General features: G+C 43.4%; 15 protein-coding genes and 5 tRNA genes. All 20 read left to right on the forward strand.

Features of this window, described 5'->3' with window-relative positions:
• Positions 1–449: 449 nt before the first annotated feature.
• A complete protein-coding gene (locus tag ACZMIG_RS00170) occupies positions 450–2072 on the forward strand; it encodes a hypothetical protein (RefSeq protein ID WP_487888813.1) in 1623 nt (540 codons plus the stop codon).
• Positions 2073–2206: 134 nt separating this feature from the next.
• A complete protein-coding gene (locus ACZMIG_RS00175; RefSeq protein ID WP_487888814.1) occupies positions 2207–5872 on the forward strand; it encodes a hypothetical protein in 3666 nt (1221 codons plus the stop codon).
• A 225-nt stretch (positions 5873–6097) separates the two neighbouring features.
• Positions 6098–7885: an aminopeptidase P family protein gene (locus ACZMIG_RS00180; protein ID WP_487888815.1), complete on the forward strand. Its 1788-nt coding sequence runs from the start codon at positions 6098–6100 to the stop codon at positions 7883–7885.
• A 944-nt stretch (positions 7886–8829) separates the two neighbouring features.
• A complete protein-coding gene (locus tag ACZMIG_RS00185; protein WP_487888816.1) occupies positions 8830–9603 on the forward strand; it encodes a porin family protein in 774 nt (257 codons plus the stop codon).
• A gap of 275 nt (positions 9604–9878) precedes the next feature.
• A complete protein-coding gene (rpsU, locus tag ACZMIG_RS00190) occupies positions 9879–10070 on the forward strand; it encodes a 30S ribosomal protein S21 (RefSeq protein ID WP_021853559.1) in 192 nt (63 codons plus the stop codon).
• A 943-nt stretch (positions 10071–11013) separates the two neighbouring features.
• Positions 11014–13335, forward strand: coding sequence for a TonB-dependent receptor (locus ACZMIG_RS00195; RefSeq protein WP_487888817.1), 2322 nt, complete (start codon positions 11014–11016; stop codon positions 13333–13335).
• 201 nt (positions 13336–13536) lie between these two features.
• Entirely contained in the window at positions 13537–14421 is an 885-nt protein-coding gene (locus ACZMIG_RS00200) for a tyrosine-type recombinase/integrase (RefSeq protein WP_021853556.1), read from the forward strand.
• A gap of 25 nt (positions 14422–14446) precedes the next feature.
• Positions 14447–14746: a ribosome hibernation-promoting factor, HPF/YfiA family gene (gene hpf, locus ACZMIG_RS00205; protein ID WP_021853555.1), complete on the forward strand. Its 300-nt coding sequence runs from the start codon at positions 14447–14449 to the stop codon at positions 14744–14746.
• A 101-nt stretch (positions 14747–14847) separates the two neighbouring features.
• Positions 14848–14921 (forward strand) — tRNA-Thr (locus ACZMIG_RS00210).
• 28 nt (positions 14922–14949) lie between these two features.
• A tRNA-Tyr gene (locus ACZMIG_RS00215) sits at positions 14950–15032 on the forward strand.
• A gap of 15 nt (positions 15033–15047) precedes the next feature.
• Positions 15048–15120: transfer RNA gene (locus tag ACZMIG_RS00220), tRNA-Gly, on the forward strand.
• A 6-nt stretch (positions 15121–15126) separates the two neighbouring features.
• Positions 15127–15198: transfer RNA gene (locus tag ACZMIG_RS00225), tRNA-Thr, on the forward strand.
• 73 nt (positions 15199–15271) lie between these two features.
• Complete coding sequence (tuf, locus tag ACZMIG_RS00230) at positions 15272–16456, forward strand: elongation factor Tu (RefSeq protein WP_053398703.1); 1185 nt, start codon at positions 15272–15274, stop codon at positions 16454–16456.
• A gap of 54 nt (positions 16457–16510) precedes the next feature.
• Positions 16511–16586: transfer RNA gene (locus ACZMIG_RS00235), tRNA-Trp, on the forward strand.
• Between the two features lie 13 nt (positions 16587–16599).
• Positions 16600–16791, forward strand: coding sequence for a preprotein translocase subunit SecE (gene secE, locus ACZMIG_RS00240; protein ID WP_082335246.1), 192 nt, complete (start codon positions 16600–16602; stop codon positions 16789–16791).
• 14 nt (positions 16792–16805) lie between these two features.
• Positions 16806–17348, forward strand: a complete 543-nt coding sequence (gene nusG / locus ACZMIG_RS00245) for a transcription termination/antitermination protein NusG (protein ID WP_021855148.1) — start codon at positions 16806–16808, stop codon at positions 17346–17348.
• A gap of 63 nt (positions 17349–17411) precedes the next feature.
• Positions 17412–17852 (forward strand): 50S ribosomal protein L11, encoded by a 441-nt coding sequence (gene rplK, locus ACZMIG_RS00250; RefSeq protein ID WP_021855149.1) that lies wholly within the window; start codon positions 17412–17414, stop codon positions 17850–17852.
• A gap of 17 nt (positions 17853–17869) precedes the next feature.
• Positions 17870–18562, forward strand: a complete 693-nt coding sequence (gene rplA, locus ACZMIG_RS00255) for a 50S ribosomal protein L1 (RefSeq protein WP_021855150.1) — start codon at positions 17870–17872, stop codon at positions 18560–18562.
• 18 nt (positions 18563–18580) lie between these two features.
• The gene (rplJ, locus tag ACZMIG_RS00260) at positions 18581–19099 is read left to right on the forward strand and encodes a 50S ribosomal protein L10 (RefSeq protein WP_021855151.1); all 519 of its coding nucleotides are present in this window, start codon (positions 18581–18583) and stop codon (positions 19097–19099) included.
• Positions 19100–19148: 49 nt separating this feature from the next.
• A complete protein-coding gene (rplL, locus tag ACZMIG_RS00265; protein ID WP_021855152.1) occupies positions 19149–19529 on the forward strand; it encodes a 50S ribosomal protein L7/L12 in 381 nt (126 codons plus the stop codon).
• Positions 19530–19574 lie beyond the last annotated feature (45 nt).

Genomic DNA, 19574 nt, shown 5'->3' on the forward strand with positions numbered 1-19574 from the left:
CATTCAATTGTCCTTGTTTTTTACCGTAATCGCAGGCATGGTGTGTCATACCTCTTTTTTAATAGTCCGATATGCGGCTTTACTTTTGCAAATTTAGTAAAAAGAATGGATATAAAATATTTATTAGTATTTTAGTTTGTTATTAAATTTAAAAAGACATATCTTTGTAATGTCTATTTTGCAAAATCATATAAAATATTATGTGATTTCGTCTAAAATGGGCAAGCCTGCCCTTATATAGGGTACATACTGTGTCTCCAGGCGTCCTTAATCGTCAGGAGATGTCCGGCTGTGCCGGCTTGCAGACCATAAATCGTGACGGGAGTTTCGGCTCATCCTATTTTAATATATATGGTGGTTCCGGATGTCATGGCTTGCAGCTGCACAGATGTCAGTATGGCGTGTGTTGTATTCATATTGTATGTTTTGCTTTTCTTGTCAGTAATATTATGAAAAGATTTTGCTTTTTGCTGGTGTTGTTGCTTCATGTTGTCTGCATGCATGCCTTGTATAGGGAGTTTGAAGGCAGGACTCACTATGAGGACTCTCTGCTGGAAACTGCCAAGAGACTGTCGGACAAGCGTAATTATAAAGAGTCTTTTGAGGTGCTGACAAAGCTGCGTGAGATGGCAGAACGCAAGAACGATTACGAGATGGTGTTCCATTGTCATATCAACTGGGCGTTCAATCTTGCCGAGATGCTCAATTATGACGACGCTTTAGACTATCTGTCGAAGGCATATAAGATTTCGGTGGAGAAACTCAGCAAGCGCGAGGAGATGTCAACCCTGAACAACATGGCATATCTTTACCTGAAAAGCAACAAGTATTTGCAGGCAAACGAATATTTCAAGCGCAACTATAATTATGCAAAAGAGATAAAGGATACAACCTTTCTGCGGGGATCTGCGCTCAACGTGGCCATTTCGGCGATAGATATGGGCAATCTTGAGGAGTGTAGGGTATATATGAATATAACCGAGCAGCTGGTTAAGCCCAATACAGAGGAATGGATGTCCCTGCAAGCCCTGAAGACTGACTATTTGTTTGAGACGCATCAGTATAAAGCTCTCATATCTTTTGCAAAACGTGTCATAAAGATGAACCTGTATCCGGATATAAGGCAGGACATAAGAATAAATATGTGTAAGGCCTATATCGAGATGAGAGACTATGACAGTGCAGTGGCAATGGCTAATGAAGGCATCGCTAACGAGACAGACCTTGTCAGAAAACAGCCTTTCTATGAAATTCTCAGTGAGGCATATCTCTGTATGAAACAATATAATCTTGCGTTTGCATACAAAGACTCGTTCATCGTAGCCAAAGACTCCATGCAGGTGCGTATCGACAGGGTGGCTTTCGAAAACAGCAGTATTCAGTTTGAACTGCTTAGGAAAGAGAAGGAGATAAGTGAATATCATGCCCGGGAAACCCGCACGCAGATTCTGATTGTCTTTATCGTGGTGCTGGTTGTCGTGCTGATATGGGCCTTGTCTAACCACATGGTTAAGGTGAAGCAGCGTCAGAAGATTGTGGAGCTGCAGCTCGAACAGGAAAAGAAAAATCAGGAGCTGCTGGCGAAGAAACTTGAAGAGCAGGAGGCACAGAGCATGCTTGACCAGAAAGATTTTCAGCTTCAGCTCGAGAAGAAGAACCGCGAACTGATGTCTAAGGCTCTGTTCATGGCAAACAGAAACGAGGCCGTGCTGAATATTATAGAATCTTTGTCGAAGGATGTGAACATCGAAAAGAACTCACAGCTCGATTTAAATATCCGTGAACTCAAGTCGCATCTTTCTGAAAATAAAGAATGGAGCTATTTTACAACTTATTTTGAAGAATCTAACAAAGAATTTGTCCTTCGGCTTAAAGAAAAGCATCCTAATCTTACCGCAAATGAGATAAGATTTATTTCTTTGGTATATATCGGCCTGAATAATAAGGAAATATCCTCCCTTTTGAACATAACATCGGAGTATTGCAAAAAGAAAAAACAGAAAATTGCAAGAAAAATGGGACTTGAAGATACACATTCTATGTATCAATATCTTTTTTCTTTTAATGTGTAACCTCCTGTTTTAGGGCAAAAAAACGATATATCCCCATAAAAACACTACCAGGGTCCCCTTTTTATCCCCCTAATAAGCTTGAAGTTTAATCAGAATGTGCCTATCTTTGGAGCGAATTAAATTTTTTAATGCTTATGAAGAATTTGTTTACAAGCAGGGGAACTGATAACAGGTTGTTGTCTACCCTTTTGATGTTGTTGGTGGCGTTGTGGACTGTTCCACATTATAGTAATGCCATGAACGTTCAGGCTCCTGACGGAGAGGACGAGTGCGTATTGGATCTGAAAACTGCAGGGTCTGCAATTTCATTCTACGTGGGCACATCTGATGCTGAGAGTGGCTCTATCAAGGTTGACTTCGGTGGTGGAACAGTGAAGGATTATGAGATAGGCAAGAAGGATACCATACAAATAGAGGGAGAAGTAAGTGAAGGTAGCGTTAAGGTTTATGGAAGCAGAACGCTTATAAGATTTCTTTACTGTCCATTGACTAGTCTGACAGGTTTAAATGTATCAAACTGCGAAAATCTTGAGGTTCTTAACTGTAATGGTAATGGCTTGTCTGTATTGGATTTGACAAAGAACAGCAAACTTTATTATCTTGATTGTGGGCATAATGTATTGACTGAACTTGATGTTACAAATAATCCTGCACTTTATTATATTGATTGTCAGTCTAATGATCTTGCAACTTTGGATATATCAAAGAATGAAGGTCTTATTTGGCTTAATGCCCAACTGAACTCGAAACTTGGCAATATAGATTTCTCAAAGAATAAAGAAATTCGTGATATTATTGTATATGGAGCAAGCAATATGACTGCTATAGATGTTTCAAATAATCAATATTTGCTTAATCTAGACGTAAGTCAGACAGCTCTTTCTACTATTGATTTGAGTAAAAACTTGAATTTGTCAATTTTAAGTGTGAGTTACACTAATATAACAACGCTTGATTTAAGTAAAAATACAAAACTCACACAGCTTTATTTTACTAAAAAAGATGTCAGTCCGTATAAGTTTAAATCAATAGATTTAAGCAATAACCCTGAACTTATATATCTTTTTGGACAGGGTAATGACTTGACGGAACTTGATATTTCAAAGAACAATAAACTCTTCTCAATATATCTGTCTGATAACTATATTAAGAATTTGGATGTGTCTAACTGCAAGAATCTTGGTGAGTTGATTATTCGTGGTAACTGCTTTACATTCAATACTTTGCCACTCCCTCATGATGGCGTAGGCTTTTATGACTATTCGTTGCAGAAAAATATAAAGATTGAAAGAGAACGTTCTGTTGCAGAACCATTGGATTTGTCTAAAGATATTTATAGTCCGGATTATGAGACAACTGTAGATGTATATCTTTTTGATTCTAACAGCCTGTATGGTGGAGGTAAACGTCTCGTTGCTGGTGAGGACTATACTTACGACAAGGGTGTAATTAATTTCCTTAAAGCTCAGACGGACAGCGTTTATTGTACTTTCAGATGCGATGCCTATCCGAAACTGTCATTGTCTACTACACGTTTTATGGTTCTTAACCCCGAGGATATGGGTAAGTCAACGCTTGCTGCTGACATGACAACGGGTATGGCTGTTGGTGAGACATTTGCAATGAATGTGGCTACATTCAGTAAGGATGAAAAAGTAGAAGTTGACTTTGGTGACGGTGAACTTAAAGAGTTTACTCTGTCTGACACACCACAAGAAATCAGTGGTGAGGTTAAGGGCGCAAACATTAAGGTTTATACGGCTTCAGGAGTCCAGCTGAAAGACTTCGATGCTTCAGGAATGAAACTTACTAATGTGAACATATTTAAGTCTAAGGCTCTGAAGAACCTTAATCTTAATGATAACGAATTGTCAGAAATCGATTTGTCTGGTAATTTGAGTTTTAATTCTATCCAGCTTGACAACAATAAACTTACAACTTTGAGCTTAAGAGGAATTAATAACACCACAATGCTTAGCTGCGACAATAACCAGCTTGAAAGTATTGTATTTGAGGCTTCAGCTCCGGTTTTGTCTAATATCAGCTGTTCTGGCAATAAACTTAAGAACCTGTCTTTCTTAAGCAGAGCATCGTCAGTAGAGGTTCTGGACTTCTCACACAACGAGGTTTCAGACTATATGTTTACAACTATGTATAACATCCGTGACCTGAATATGTCATACAATAAGTTTAAGTCAGCAGATTTGGCATATAACACCAAACTTGAGAAGCTTAACATTGAGGGCAACTACTTTACATACAGCACATTGCCTCAGACTACGGCACAGGAGTTTGTTTACGGTAACCAGAATCCTGTAACTATTGCAGAAAAATCATTCATGGTAGATTTGTCTTCTGAGGTGACATTTAAGGGCAAGAATACCAAGTTTACATGGAAGACTGAAAGCGGAAATGTAATGGAAGAAGGTGTAGACTACAGCATTGAAAATGGTATTACTACATTCTTGAAAGTACAGGAAGAGAAAGTATATGCTGAGCTGACAAACGAGGCTTATCCTGATCTGACTCTTACAACAACTCTTGTTGAAACTTCAAGCAAGCCGCAAGAAGTGTTGGCTAGCCTTGTAGGCGCCGGTGAAGTGGGTTCTGAAGTAAGGATGATATTGGCTGCCAAGACTCCTAAAGCTGTTTATGTAGATTTCGGTGATGGTAAACTGGCTGAGTGTATATTGGGTAGTGGAAATACAACATTGACATCACAGCTTGGTGCCAACAAGAATATAACAATTTACGGCTATGATGAGTCTTATTGTGACCTTACAATTCTGAGTATGTCCAACGTAGCATTGGAAAAGGCTGACATATCTAAGTTGAAAGATTTGACTACGCTTACATTAGCTAATGCAGGCTTGACAGAGATTGATTTGAGTAACAACACTCTCCTTGGATTCCTGACATTGTCAGATTGTAACCTGGAGCAGATTGACTTGTCTAAACTTACCAATCTTACAAACGTGTCGCTGAATAATAACAAGCTTTCGGCAATAGACCTTAGCAACAATACAAAGTTGGCAACACTGCAACTTAGTGACAATAATTTTGAAACTTTGGTTCTTCCTGAGCTTCCCGCCTTGTATCAGCTGAGCGTTTCACGTAATAAGCTGAAGACTCTTGATGTTACTAATTGCCCGATATTACGCGAACTTTATTGTGACGGCAATAACCTTTCATCGCTCGATATGTCAGGCCAGGCAGATAAATATAGCATGGTATACGCTTACGACAATAACTTTAAGTTCAGCACTCTGCCTGTATTCGACATCTATAACCCGATGAACTATAAGTATACTCCTCAGAAGGACGTTGAGATTACTGTAGACGGTGGTAAGGTTGACCTGAGCAGCGAGTATATGGTGGCTGAGAATCCTACAGTTTACACATGGACAACAGAATCAGGCGCAACTCTCGTTGAGGGCACTGACTATACTATTGACAACGGCGTTACAACATTCATGAAGAACTTTGACGAGAATGTTTACTGCTCTATGACCAATGCGGCTTATCCTGAACTGACGCTGAAGACTATAGGCGTTAAGCCTGAGACAACAGGTATCGGCGGAATAACTTCAGGCGAAGGCATTAAGGTTGAAAACGGAAACATCGTGATCACTGTTGACGGCGAGGCTAAGGTGCTCGTATACAACACAGCCGGAATGATGGTGCGTTCATTCGACGTTGAGGGCGGAACCGTTGTAGTAGATGGCCTGGCAGGCGGCGTTTACATGATAGATGTAAGATGCGGCAGCCAGCGCATAGTTAAGAAAGTTATGCTTAAATAAGTTTTTTAGGTTCTTAATGTAGTAAATTTTTCTGAGATGTCAGCGGGCAGGGGTTATCCCTTGTCCGCTGATTCTTTTTGCCTTAATTCTAAAAACGCTAAGTGTAGATACAAACGCCTTCTAAGGTATCTGCTAAAAAATAATCAGGTTATTTCTGTTTTAGTTTGCTGTTAAGTTTAAAAAGAATTATCTTTGTTCAGACTATTCTGAAAAATCTTATTCATTATGACGAACACTATTATAGAACAAAGATTGGCAGCCCTGCGCGACGTGATGCGCCGCGAGAGCATCGATGCGTTTATATTCCCTTCTACCGACCCTCACAACGGCGAGTATGTGCCCGAACACTGGGAGGGGCGCAAGTGGATATCCGGCTTCAACGGTTCGGCGGGAACAGCCGTTGTTACTATGGACGCTGCCGCGCTGTGGACCGACTCGCGCTATTTCCTTGCCGCTGCCGAGCAGCTCGAAGGCACGGAGTTTAAGCTGATGAAAGAGCGTGTTGAGGGCACGCCGTCGATAATAAAGTGGCTCGGCCAGAAGCTCTCTTTCGTTTCGAGTCCTGTTGTGGGCATCGACGGCATGGTCAATTCAGAGGCTTCGGTGGCAGAGCTCATTGCCGGACTTAGGAATGAGGGCGGCATAACCGTAAGAACCAACTTTGATCCGCTCGGGCAGATATGGACCGACCGTCCGACGGTGCCGCAGAACAAGATAACAGTCCATCCGCTGGAGTATGCCGGAGAGTCGTGCGCCTCGAAACTGGAGCGCATACGCGCAATGCTGAAGGACATGAACGCCTGCGGAATGCTTGCCGCCGCGCTCGACGACATAGCCTGGACGCTCAACCTGCGAGGCTCTGATGTCCACTGCAATCCTGTGTTTGTGTCTTATCTGCTCATAACGTCACGCCATGCCACGCTGTTCGTTGACGGCGCCAAGCTCGACGACGGCGTGCGTGAGTATCTGAAGGGCGAGGGCGTAGACACCGCAGATTATAATAAGGTGAAAGATGCCCTGGCTGCATATTCTGAATATAATATACTGCTCGATCCGTGCGAGATAAACCATACGCTGTTCAGTGCCGTTAGATGCGAGAAGGTGGCGCAGCCGTCGCCCATACCATATATGAAGGCCGTCAAGAACAGTGCCGAGATAGAAGGCTTCCGCAGCGCTATGCTGCGCGACGGCGTTGCGCTGGTGAAGTTTCTGCGCTGGCTTAAGCCTGCCGTTGAGGCCGGCGGTGAGACCGAGATGAGCGTCGACCGCAAGCTGACATCGCTGCGCGCTGAGCAGAAGCTGTTTAAGGACATATCGTTCGACACCATTGCCGCCTATCAGGAGCACGGGGCCATTGTTCACTATGAGGCAACGCCCGAAACCGACGTGCCGCTGCGTCCCGAAGGACTTATTCTGATAGATTCGGGCGCGCAGTATCTCGACGGAACCACCGACATAACGCGCACCATAGCCCTGGGCGATGTAACCGAGGAGCAGAAACTCGTCTATACGCTTGTGCTGAAAGGCCACATACAGCTGGAGCTTTGCAAGTTTCCGCGCGGCGCCAGCGGCACACAGCTCGATGCGCTCGCCCGCAAAGACATGTGGCGCTACGGCTTCAACTACATGCACGGCACTGGCCACGGCGTAGGCTCATATCTCAATGTCCACGAAGGTCCTCACCAGATACGCATGGAATACAGGCCTGCACCGCTCGTTGAAGGCATGACCGTTACCGACGAGCCGGGCATATATCTTGCCGGACGCTTCGGCGTGAGGATAGAGAACACGCTGCTCACCGTGCCATATCGCGACACCGAGTTTGGCTCGTTCCTCGGCTTCGAGTCGCTTACGCTCTGTCCGATAGACCTCGCTCCGGTTAAGAAAGAGATGCTGCTGCCTGAAGAAAAAGAGTGGCTCAACGCATACCACCGCACCGTCTACGACCGCCTTTCGCCGCATCTCGAAGGCGAAGACCGCGAGTGGCTGGCATCGGCTTGTGCAGAAATCTGATGCCGTGAATCTTGCTCTTTATTGATTTACAGGCTAAAATATGTAACATAACACCTCATCGGCAGTTGTTTTCCTGTAACTTTATAAGCGGAAGTCGTCCTTTAAGGAATACCTTGGGCTACTTCCGCTTATTTTATTTTTACAAGATGTATGGCATAAGACAGACGCTCATGATCTGAAACATTGTCAGCTCATCAGGTATTTTGCCGCTCAAAGTGTCATCACAAAAATGTCATGATTTTCTGCCGAAATAGAAAACGGAGAGCGCTTTTATGGCTTGCATTGGTAAAGTATATTTACATTATCATGCAAAAGGCATGCTTTTGAAAAATTACTCGGCCACTTTTTAGTGGAAAAAGCACCGCTTTTAAGGCGGAAACAGGCCTGTTTTTTTATTGAAATAATAGCTTTTTTGTCCGAAATGGGACAAAAAATGTTGCATATATAGCCAGATTTTGCCGTAACACATTGTAACACACAGGATTACGTTTGCACGCGAGAATTGCCCGAATTTTCGTCCAACAGATTTTAATTTTCAAATATCTCAGTATGAGAGCGTCAAAGAAAATCAAAAAGGAAGCTAAGTCCGTTTTTATTCAGCAATGTGATTTGCTTAGGTTTTCTTCCTTCATGAAATATTATCTTCAGGTTGCTGCATGCTGATGCCGGCAAATAAAAAAATAAAGTGTTTAAAGTTTTGAAGAGACAAAAAATATTTTTATTTTTGTAAAATATTACTAAATCTGCAGTCGGAATCTGTCTTAAATGAAAATCTGAACCCGTGAACGATACCGGAATATCGCCCCATAAGAATGTCGAATGAGCAATGCTGAAGGGGAAAAGAGTGTGAAGAATGGTCTTTTTATACATTTATATAAATGCTGATTCTGTCAGACCATGTGTTCAGACTGCTGGTGTGGAATTTTAATCATTATAAAAATAGTATGAAAAAACTTTTTGCTTTAATTGCTGTTTTTCTTATGCCTCTGACGATGTTTGCGCAGCGTCAGGCAGGCGAATTTTCTTTGCAGCCAAAGATAGGACTAACTTTTTCAGATGTAAGCGGCATTGACAATACTGCGTATAAAGCCGGGATAAAGGCAGGAGTGGAGGCCGAATATATGGCTACAAAATGGCTCGGAGTAACTTTGGGGATTGATTATTCGGAGCGCGGATGCGGTTTCGACAAGTTTACTTGGGGGTATGCTTATCTTAAAGGGCCTTTGGAGGATCCCGGAACCGGACAAATAGACGATGGCATGTATGATAAAGAACTTAAATTCTGGCAAGAAGATGGAGACGGGCATAAAGTGAAGCTTTCTTACCTCAGTGTGCCTGTAATGGCTAACTTTTATATATATAAAGGTCTCGCCGTTAAAGCCGGAGTGCAGGTCGACTTCATGCTGAGCGCAAAATATCCAAGGGGATACAAAGAGATATTTGACGGACAACCATGGGACGGCAAATATACAGACATAAAAGACCGTTGCCGTAAGGTTGATGTTACCATACCTCTGGGACTCTCGTATGAATACAAACGTTTCGTACTTGATGCAAGATATGAAATTGGACTGCTCGACATAAAAGATGACGAGATTGTTGCGAAGAATCTTTCGACCGACGGAACCAGCTATTTTCTGGAGTATTACCTCCTTAACGGCAAATTGAAGCGTTCTTCGGCTTTCACGCTGACGTTAGGCTACAGACTGGGACTTTAACCCGGAGCTGTAGTCACAATTCACAATTCATAATTCATAATTTAAAATTCATAATTTATAATTGGCTACGCCGAACTACGTTTCATATGCTCAATAAAACGTTTTGCATGGGCAATTTAACCGCTGAAAGTCAGGCAGATGTGAAAAATAAATACTTTTTGCTTAAAAAGCCTCTGAATATTTGGAAGATAAAAAAATAAGATGTAATTTTGCAGCCGCTAATAATAGCATGAAATTAAAAAATAAGTTTAACATATAAAATTTTAAGACAAAAAATGATCATTGTACCAGTTAAAGATGGCGAGAACATCGAAAGAGCATTGAAGAAATTCAAGAGAAAATTTGAGAAGACAGGTGTCGTAAAAGAACTTCGTGCACGTCAGCAGTTCGATAAGCCGTCTGTCTTGAAGAGGCTCAAGATGGAACGCGCTATTTACGTACAGAAACTGAGAGCTACAGAGGAATAACCAATATTGAATGGGTATACCGCTTAGGCGTTAAAAAGTAATGATAAGGTCCTGCGAATATTTGCAGCCGATATGATGGTGCGTTCGCAGGACGATGTAATTTTGCCGATAGGCTATTGGGGGGATGTACACGGAGTGACTGTGCCACATCCTTTTTTTATATATAAAAATATGTAGCGTCTGTGTGCCGTTGAGGCATTGCTGTTTTCTTATGGCGCTTTCGTCGTATTTTTTTTGGAAAGCGATAATCAATCATGTTTTTTTGTTATTATTGTTGTTGTGTGTGTAACAGCTTCGGCTGTCTGCATCGTGCTTGTAAGCATCAGCATTGGCTTTTCTCCTGTGCATGCATCCGGAGGGTAGGGCTGTTGGCGTATATGGCTGTTGGGCTTGTTTCGGTATTGCCCTTTGACATCCGGCTCTTTATATGGCGTTTAAAAAATGTGTCGGCGATGTCAGATTTTGTTCAGACTGTCTTGTGGGGCGATTTAAAAAATGTGATTTTTATAAAGTTGGCGTTAAAAAAATAAAAGGGCTGTATTTTGAAATATAATTATTATCTTTGCATATATATGCATTTATGTTAAAGAGTGTAGTCAGGCTGGTATGGCTTACCTTTCTTGGCTATAATCTTTGCAGAGGCTTAAGCCCGAACCTCTTGCGGCAAACAAATTCTATATACCTTGAATATAGTCGGTTTGTAGGGATTGTAAAAACACATTAAACTTTACGCTATGAAAATTAACGGAATTATCAGAGAAATAGGTGATCTGAAAGGAAAACAGCTGGCAAGAACTGACAAGGTTTACACATAACGGATTTGCCGACAAATTGAAAACATTCATAATACATGACCAACTTATAAGTCGAAGTGGCGCAAAGCACGCTGATGCCGCTTGCTCGTGTTTTCCGCAAATATCTGATACAAATAAAAAATTAAACTATGAAACACTTTTTAGCCTTTATAATAGCACTGTTTGCATACACTGCGAATGCCCAGACAGGCAGCACTGTTACCGGACGTGTGACAGACGATGCCGGCAACGCCATAGAACGCGCCACTGTGACGATGACGCGGCTTGACGACGGAACAAAGCTGGCGCCTGTCATTACCGGCAACGACGGCACATTTATGATAGACAGTATATCCGAAGGACGCTACACTCTCGGCATAACGTGCGTGGGCTATGACAAATACAATAAAAAACTGCGCGTAAGCGGCCCTCTCGATTTGGGCGCGGTCGTTATGGGCGGTTCTGCAAAAATGCTCGACGAAGTGACGGTCATGGCGGATTACTCGAGCGTGAAGTCAAACGGCACCATAACGGTCAGGGTAAAAGGCAATCCGCTGGCTAAAGGCCTGACTCTGCTGGATTTTATGAAATTTATGCGCGGTGTCAGCGTGAGGGGTGAGGACGTCAGTGTCTACGGACGACAAAACACCTTGATATATCTTGAGGAGCAAGAAATTACACAGGAACAGATGAAGACCATCGACCCTTCGATGATTTCACACATAGATGTAATAACCAACCCTGATGCCTCTTATGGCTTGGGTATTGGCGGCGTGATAAAAATTTATCTGCGTGACGACGGCGGTGTGCTCGGCACGCTGACATTCAATGGCAGAGCCAGTCAGGATGGTCTTCTGCGTGCCTTGCCGGGGCTGAATCTTCTATATGCGCGAGGCAAGGTGAGGGTAAGCAACCTGCTGACAGGCAGCCTGCACGACAAGTCGGTGCGGTCGCAGGTGCAGAACGATGTGGCGGATAATGTGGAAACGCAAACCGAAACAAACAGCGTAACCAGGGGCAATGGCTATCTTATGGATAATCTTGCGCTGAGATATTCGCCTACTGATCTTGACAGAATCTATGTGTACGGAGGCGTGAGAATGAGTAACGGCGAAACGTCGACCAACAGCCATGACGGCACGGAACTCTTGAATATTAACAGTCTGTCGAAACCACGGTATTATAGTGCCGGACTGCAATACAAACACTTTTTCCGTAAAGACAGTGTCAGCTATTTCTTTTTCAGAGGAAGTTATTCAGGGCAGGATTACAGCGAAGGCTTAAGCTATGTCTTGAACTCCACTGCCGACAATGCCAGACTTGGCTATAATACGAATAACGTATGGATAGACCCGGTGTTGCATGTGGTGCTAAACAAAAAATCGAATTTAAATGCCGGCTTGGTTTACGGTTATATGTACGACAAGCACGACGACACGGGGACAACGCAGCTTGGATACATTCGTGACGGGCGCTATGTAAGCTCAGGCACCGACTATGGTGCATGGGTGGACTATAGCACGAAGATAGGCAAGTTCCTGTATGTGCAGGGAACGCTTAACTATCACGGGACAAAAAGCGTATTTCGTGACCGTATTGACAGTAAAAACAATGTAGATTTATGGGAAGACGGAATATATCCGAGTATCTTTGCGCAATGGAATCTCAGCAAGGAGGAAAATCCGTCGCCGGCAAAAGAATTTTATATTAACTTCAACTACCAGTATTATTACTCCTTGCCGAATTATAATTATACGCTGCCTACCGTTACATGGCAGGGACAAAATCAATACAGCATAGGTAACCCTGACTTGACAAAAGAAAATCGTCACGACTTTTATGTGTGGCTGGCATATCACAGAAAGTGGACCGTGTACTACGACTTCAACTATGGCGACAATTTGGTGAAGGTGATTATGCATGCTGACCCTGACCGTAAGGATACCTATTTTACAAGGCCGGAAAACGCCGGATGGCAGATACAGCACAAGCTGTCGGTGGCATATCAGACTAAAGTCTTTGACTTCTGGTACACCAACACCGAGATGATAGTCAGAAACAGGCGCGAGAGCATGCCGGGAAAGTCTGTCAGTCAGACTTCGTTATATTTTTCAACCAGTAACAATTTTAAAATAGCCAAAAACTATGGCATAACACTCGACTTTGCAGCTTCGACCAAGACAAAGACGCTGTCGTATGAATATGACGGCTGGTTCAACCTCAATGCCCAGGCATATATGTCGCTGTTGAAAAACAAGCTGAACGTAAACCTCAGCTACAATGGCGTGTTCTATAACAGGCCGAAAATGACTGTGTATGGCGACGGATGGATGCTGACGCGCAAGTATCTCAGCCACAACACATCTGTAAGTCTGAACGTGTCGTGGAATTTCAGTATTGGCAAGAAGATAAAAGATAACCGTGATATGCCGTCGATAGGCTCCGCTGGAAGAGCAATTCCTACTTTCTGATTTTAAGCACTACGGATTTATTATGGTCCGGCTCTGATGAAATGTTGACATATAAGGTTTCCTCAGTGCCGGATTTTTCTTTTTCCTGCTCATGATAGTTATTCCCTGTAAAGCGGAAAAGAATTTGGCGGAAAAATTTGGCGGTTCGGTTTTATTTTTGTAAATTCGTTGCCGAATAACATGGTTTGAGCAACTGTATTTATGATGATAAGAGAATTTTTGAACTACCTCCAGTTTGAGCGGAACTACTCCGCGAGAACCGTGAAGGAATACGGAGCAGACTTGAAAGAGTTTGAACTGTACTTCAAAAATTTGGATGCTCATCTCTCATGGGAGTCGGTCGACTCTGATGTCATCCGCGACTGGATGGAGAGTATGATGGATAAGGGAAACAGTGCGTCGTCGGTCAACAGGCGATTGAGCGCATTGCGTTCCTTTTTTCGTTTTGCCCTTTCCCGAAATCTTGTTTGCTCAGATCCGGCCCACGGTCTGACAGGCCCGAAGAAAAACAAACCATTGCCACAATTCGTCAAGGAAAGCGAGATGGACGAGCTGCTCAACGGCAGCATGTGGAATCTCTCTGACTATAAAGATGTGTGCGCGCGTACTATTATAATGACTTTTTATGAGACAGGGATGCGCGCTGCCGAACTTATAGGGCTTGACGATGCCATGGTTGACCTCGAAGCCTGCCAGCTGAAGGTTACTGGCAAAAGAAACAAACAGCGCGTCATTCCGTTTGGCCAAGGGCTGCGCGACGCGCTGTCGGCATATATGGAACTAAGAGACAAAGTCGTGACGAGGCTTGAGCCGGCGCTGTTTGTGTCGGCAAAGGGCCGCAGGCTCACTTATCCGCAAGTGAGAGTCTGCGTGTCGGACAATCTTGCGCGGGTGAGCTCGCTTAAAAAACGCAGCCCGCACGTGCTGCGCCATACGTTTGCTACAGCCATGCTTAATCATGGCGCCGGACTTGAGAGCGTTAAGAAGCTGTTGGGGCATCAGGAGCTGACAACTACTGAGATATATACTCATACCACGTTTGAACAGCTTAAGAAAGTTTACAAATCCGCCCATCCAAGGGCTTAACCCTTAAAATTACAAGGAGGTAACTATGGAAGTTAAAATTCAGTCAATCCATTTTGACGCTACTGAACAATTGAAGGCATTTATCGAAAAGAAAACTGCCAAGTTGGAAAAATCTTATGAGGATATTCAAACTGTAGAGGTTCAACTTAAAGTTGTTAAGCCTGCCACTGCCATGAATAAGGAAACAAGTATCACTGTAATGGTTCCCGGCTCACGTCTTTTTGTTGAAAAAGTGTGCGATACTTTTGAAGAGGGAATTGACCTCTGTGTGGACTCTTTGAAGGTTCAATTGGCGAAATTTAAAGAAAAATTGCGCAATAGATAAAAAAAATCGCGAAAAGTTTTGGAGATTAAAAAATAATGCCTATCTTTGCAGCCGTTTTAGGACACGTCCTTACAACAAGCGCCTAACGGCTGCTTAACGTTGCCTCTTTAGCTCAGTTGGCCAGAGCACGTGATTTGTAATCTCGGGGTCGTTGGTTCGAATCCGACAAGAGGCTCAAAAGAAAAGACGAGTTCTTAAACAAAGGGTGGTTACCAGAGTGGCCAAATGGGGCAGACTGTAAATCTGCTGTCTTTCGACTTCGGTGGTTCGAATCCATCACCACCCACTCAGTAGAAGTCTTGCGGAAATAGCTCAGTTGATAGAGCACTAGCCTTCCAAGCTGGGGGTCGCGGGTTTGAGTCCCGTTTTCCGCTCTCGCTGCTGTAATAGCTCAGTGGTAGAGCACTTCCTTGGTAAGGAAGAGGTCCCGAGTTCAAATCTCGGTTACAGCTCTACGACTTTCTAATTTTTTAAAAACAGAAAAAATACACGATTATTCATTAACAATAAATAAAAAGTAAAGCTATGGCTAAAGAGACATTCGTCCGTACCAAACCCCATGTAAACATTGGTACAATTGGTCACGTAGACCACGGTAAGACTACTCTGACTGCTGCTATCACAACAGTATTGGCAAAGAAAGGTCTTTCTGAAGTTAAGTCTTTTGACTCTATCGATAACGCTCCTGAGGAAAAAGAGCGTGGTATTACTATCAATACAGCACACGTAGAGTATGAAACAGAAAACCGTCACTATGCACACGTTGACTGCCCGGGACACGCTGACTATGTAAAGAACATGGTAACAGGTGCTGCTCAGATGGATGGTGCTATCATCGTTGTTGCTGCAACTGATGGTCCTATGCCTCAGACACGTGAGCACGTGCTTCTCGCTCGTCAGGTAAACGTTCCTCGTCTGGTTGTATTCCTGAACAAGTGCGATATGGTTGAGGATGAGGAAATGCTTGAGCTCGTTGAGATGGAAATGCGTGAGCTTCTCGATCAGTACGAGTATGATGGCGACAATACTCCTATTATCCGCGGTTCTGCTCTTGGTGCACTTAACGGTGTTGAGAAGTGGGAAGAGAAGGTAATGGAGCTGATGGCTGCTGTTGACGAGTGGATTCCGCTGCCTCCGCGTGACCTCGACAAACCGTTCCTGATGCCTGTTGAGGACGTATTCTCAATCACAGGTCGTGGTACTGTTGCTACAGGTCGTATCGAGACTGGTCGTGTTAAGGTTGGTGACGAAGTTGAGCTCCTCGGTCTTGGTGAAGACAAGAAGTCAGTTGTAACTGGTGTTGAGATGTTCCGTAAGATTCTTGACGAAGGTGAAGCTGGTGATAACGTAGGTCTGCTTCTCCGTGGTATCGACAAGAACGAAATCAAGCGTGGTATGGTACTCTGCCACCCGGGTCAGATCAAACCTTACAAGAAGTTCAAGGCTCAGATCTATGTACTGAAGAAAGAAGAAGGTGGGCGTCACACTCCGTTCGGAAACAAGTATCGTCCTCAGTTCTACCTCCGTACAATGGACTGTACAGGTGAAATCTCTCTGCCGGAAGGCGTAGAAATGGTAATGCCTGGTGATAACGTAACAATCACTGTTGAGCTTATCTACGCTGTTGCATTGAACGTAGGTCTGCGCTTCGCTATCCGTGAAGGTGGTCGTACAGTAGGTGCTGGTCAGATTACTGAAATCATCGATTAATCATTATCAATGATATAAGTTTTAGGTTCTCGTCTTCCGGCGAGAACCTATTTTACGGGAATAGCTCAGTTGGTAGAGCACTGGTCTCCAAAACCAGGTGTCGGGAGTTCGAGCCTCTCTTCCCGTGCCAAAATAAAGATAATATGTTTAAAAAATTCGCAAATTACTGCAAAGTTTGTTACGAAGAACTTGTGCATAAAACAACATGGCCGACACGTGCCGAACTTACTCATAGTGCAATGGTTGTATTATCTGCTTCCTTGATCATTGCAGTTGTAGTGTTCATTATGGATTCCGTGTTCCGGTTTGTTATGAGTACGATCTATCCTAATTAATCGTAAAAAGGAAAATGGCTGAATCAGGAAAAAAGTGGTATGTATTGCGTGCTGTCAGTGGTAAGGAGGCTAAGGTAAAAGAATATATCGATGCCGAACTTAAGCACAACACGCTTCTTTCAACTTATGTTTCTCAGGTACTTATACCTATGGAGAAGCATGCTTCTTTGCGTAATGGCAAGCGTGTGGTCAAAGAGAAGATTTCTCTCCCGGGCTATGTCCTCGTAGAGGCAGAACTGAAAGGAGACGTGGCACATACACTGCGCTTCATACCTAACGTACTTGGCTTCTTGGGCGGATTGGATAATCCTACCCCTGTTAAGCAGTCTGATATCAACCGTATCCTTGGAACGGCTGAAGAGTCAGTGCTGACGGAAGAAGTAAATATTCCGTTCTGTGTTGACGAGACAGTGAAGGTTACTGATGGACCGTTCAGCGGCTTTAGCGGTGTCATTGAAGAAGTGAATACCGAGAAGCACAAACTTAAGGTTATGGTTAAGATCTTTGGACGTAAAACTCCATTGGAATTAGGTTTTATGCAAGTTGCAAAAGAATAACGTGTTGTTACGGACACGTGTGTTCTTTTATAAAATCTCAAATTTTTTTAATTAACAAAAGAAATGGCTAAAGAAGTTGCTGGATTAATCAAATTACAGATTAAAGGTGGCGCTGCGAATCCTTCACCACCAGTTGGACCGGCTCTCGGTTCAAAGGGTATTAACATCATGGGATTCTGCAAGGAATTCAACGCCAGAACTCAGGATAAGGCTGGAAAAGTGCTTCCGGTTGTTATCACTTACTACACCGATAAGTCATACAGCTTCGAAATTAAGACTTCTCCTGCTGCTGTTCAGCTGCTGGAGGCAGCCAAGGTTAAGAGTGGTTCTGCCGAGCCTAACCGTAGAAAAGTGGCTTCTGTGACATGGGATCAGATCCGTGCCATTGCAGAAGACAAAATGGCTGATCTTAACTGCTTTACCGTAGAGTCTGCGATGAAGCTTGTTGCTGGTACGGCTAGAAGTATGGGCATCTCAGTTAAAGGGGACTTCCCTGGTAAATAATTTATAACTTCAAGAAAATGAGTAAACTGACAAAAAATCAAAAATCAGTAGCTGATAAGGTTGAAGCAGGGAAAGCATACTCTTTGAAAGAGGCTGCAGAGTTGGTTAAGGATATTACTACTACCAAGTTTGACGCTTCTCTTGATATTGATGTACGCTTGGGCGTTGACCCGCGTAAGGCTAACCAGATGGTAAGAGGCGTTGTGTCTCTGCCTAACGGAACTGGTAAGGTTACACGCGTGCTCTGCCTTTGTACTCCTGATGCTGAAGCTGCTGCAAAAGAAGCAGGTGCTGACTATGTAGGTCTTGACGAGTATATCGAAAAGATCAAAGGTGGATGGACAGATGTTGATGTTATCATCACAATGCCGTCATGCATGGGCAAGATTGGTCCTTTAGGACGTGTTCTTGGTCCGCGTGGCTTGATGCCTAACCCTAAGAGCGGTACTGTAACTATGGACGTTGCAAAGGCTGTCAAGGAGGTTAAGCAGGGTAAGATCGACTTCAAGGTTGACAAGGCCGGTATCATCCATGCATCAATTGGTAAGGTTTCTTTCACTCCGGAACAGATCTATCAGAATGCGAAAGAATTTATCGCTACTGTTATTAAACTGAAACCTTCTGCTGCTAAAGGTACATACATCAAGAGTATCTTTATTTCTAGCACTATGAGTAAGGGTATCAAGATTGATCCTAAATCAGTTGAATAACTCTAAAAGTTTTGTAAGATGAAGAAAGAAGTAAAAGATACTATAGTTGTTGAACTCGGTCAGAAGCTGAAAGAGTATTCTCATTTCTACCTCGTTGATGTAACTGGTATGAATGCTGGTGCTACAAGCAAGCTCCGTCGCGAGTGCTTCAAGAACGAAATCAAGATGGTCGTTGTAAAGAACACTCTTCTTCACAAGGCTTTCGAGGCTTCGGATGTTGATTATGAGCCTTTGTATGGCTGTCTGAAGGGTAACACTGCTGTTCTCTTCTGCAATACAGCTAACGTTCCAGCTAAAATGCTGAAAGGTTATGTAAAAGAGAGTATTCCTGCATTGAAGGCTGCTTATGCAGAGGAAAGCATCTATGTTGGTGCTGACAAGCTGGAAGAACTCGCAGCTCTCAAGAGCAAGGACGAAGTTATTGCAGACATTGTTGCATTGCTGCAGTCTCCTGCAAAGAACGTTGTTTCTGCTCTTCAGTCAGGCGCTCACACCATCCATGGTGTACTCAAAACTTTAGGCGAGCGTCCTGAGTAATTTTAACACCCAAACATTAATATTTAAAAACATTAAAATTTAAAATAAAATGGCAGATATTAAAGCTATTGCTGAAGAATTAGTAAATTTGACAGTTAAGGAAGTAAACGAGTTGGCAACAGTCCTGAAGGACGAGTATGGAATTGAGCCCGCTGCTGCAGCTGTTGCTGTTGCTGCTGGTCCTGCTGCAGGTGGTGCTGCAGCCGCAGCTGAGGAGAAGACATCTTTCGATGTTGTACTCGCTGAGGTTGGTGGTGCAAAACTGCAGGTAGTTAAGGCCGTTAAAGAGGCTTGTGGTCTTGGTCTGAAAGAGGCTAAGGATCTCGTAGACGGTGCTCCTTCTACATTGAAGGAAGGTCTGTCTAAGGACGAGGCTGAGAACCTGAAGAAGGCTATCGAAGAGGCTGGCGCTAAGGTTGAGCTCAAATAATTGAGACAATAAAAAATATTTCGGGTTAAGATTCTCCCAGTCGGA

Source organism: Xylanibacter sp., from assembly GCF_057607445.1.

Excerpts from the sequence above, each read along its gene's own strand:
- rplL (WP_021855152.1), top strand. The coding sequence starts at position 19,149 with ATGGCAGATATTAAAGCTATTGCTGAAGAATTAGTAAATTTGACAGTT.
- rpsU (WP_021853559.1), top strand. The coding sequence starts at position 9,879 with ATGATCATTGTACCAGTTAAAGATGGCGAGAACATCGAAAGAGCATTG.
- ACZMIG_RS00200 (WP_021853556.1), top strand. The coding sequence starts at position 13,537 with ATGATGATAAGAGAATTTTTGAACTACCTCCAGTTTGAGCGGAACTAC.
- rplJ (WP_021855151.1), top strand. The coding sequence starts at position 18,581 with ATGAAGAAAGAAGTAAAAGATACTATAGTTGTTGAACTCGGTCAGAAG.
- ACZMIG_RS00170 (WP_487888813.1), top strand. The coding sequence starts at position 450 with ATGAAAAGATTTTGCTTTTTGCTGGTGTTGTTGCTTCATGTTGTCTGC.
- ACZMIG_RS00195 (WP_487888817.1), top strand. The coding sequence starts at position 11,014 with ATGAAACACTTTTTAGCCTTTATAATAGCACTGTTTGCATACACTGCG.
- secE (WP_082335246.1), top strand. The coding sequence starts at position 16,600 with ATGTTTAAAAAATTCGCAAATTACTGCAAAGTTTGTTACGAAGAACTT.
- ACZMIG_RS00175 (WP_487888814.1), top strand. The coding sequence starts at position 2,207 with ATGAAGAATTTGTTTACAAGCAGGGGAACTGATAACAGGTTGTTGTCT.
- ACZMIG_RS00185 (WP_487888816.1), top strand. The coding sequence starts at position 8,830 with ATGAAAAAACTTTTTGCTTTAATTGCTGTTTTTCTTATGCCTCTGACG.
- tuf (WP_053398703.1), top strand. The coding sequence starts at position 15,272 with ATGGCTAAAGAGACATTCGTCCGTACCAAACCCCATGTAAACATTGGT.
- rplK (WP_021855149.1), top strand. The coding sequence starts at position 17,412 with ATGGCTAAAGAAGTTGCTGGATTAATCAAATTACAGATTAAAGGTGGC.
- hpf (WP_021853555.1), top strand. The coding sequence starts at position 14,447 with ATGGAAGTTAAAATTCAGTCAATCCATTTTGACGCTACTGAACAATTG.
- nusG (WP_021855148.1), top strand. The coding sequence starts at position 16,806 with ATGGCTGAATCAGGAAAAAAGTGGTATGTATTGCGTGCTGTCAGTGGT.
- ACZMIG_RS00180 (WP_487888815.1), top strand. The coding sequence starts at position 6,098 with ATGACGAACACTATTATAGAACAAAGATTGGCAGCCCTGCGCGACGTG.
- rplA (WP_021855150.1), top strand. The coding sequence starts at position 17,870 with ATGAGTAAACTGACAAAAAATCAAAAATCAGTAGCTGATAAGGTTGAA.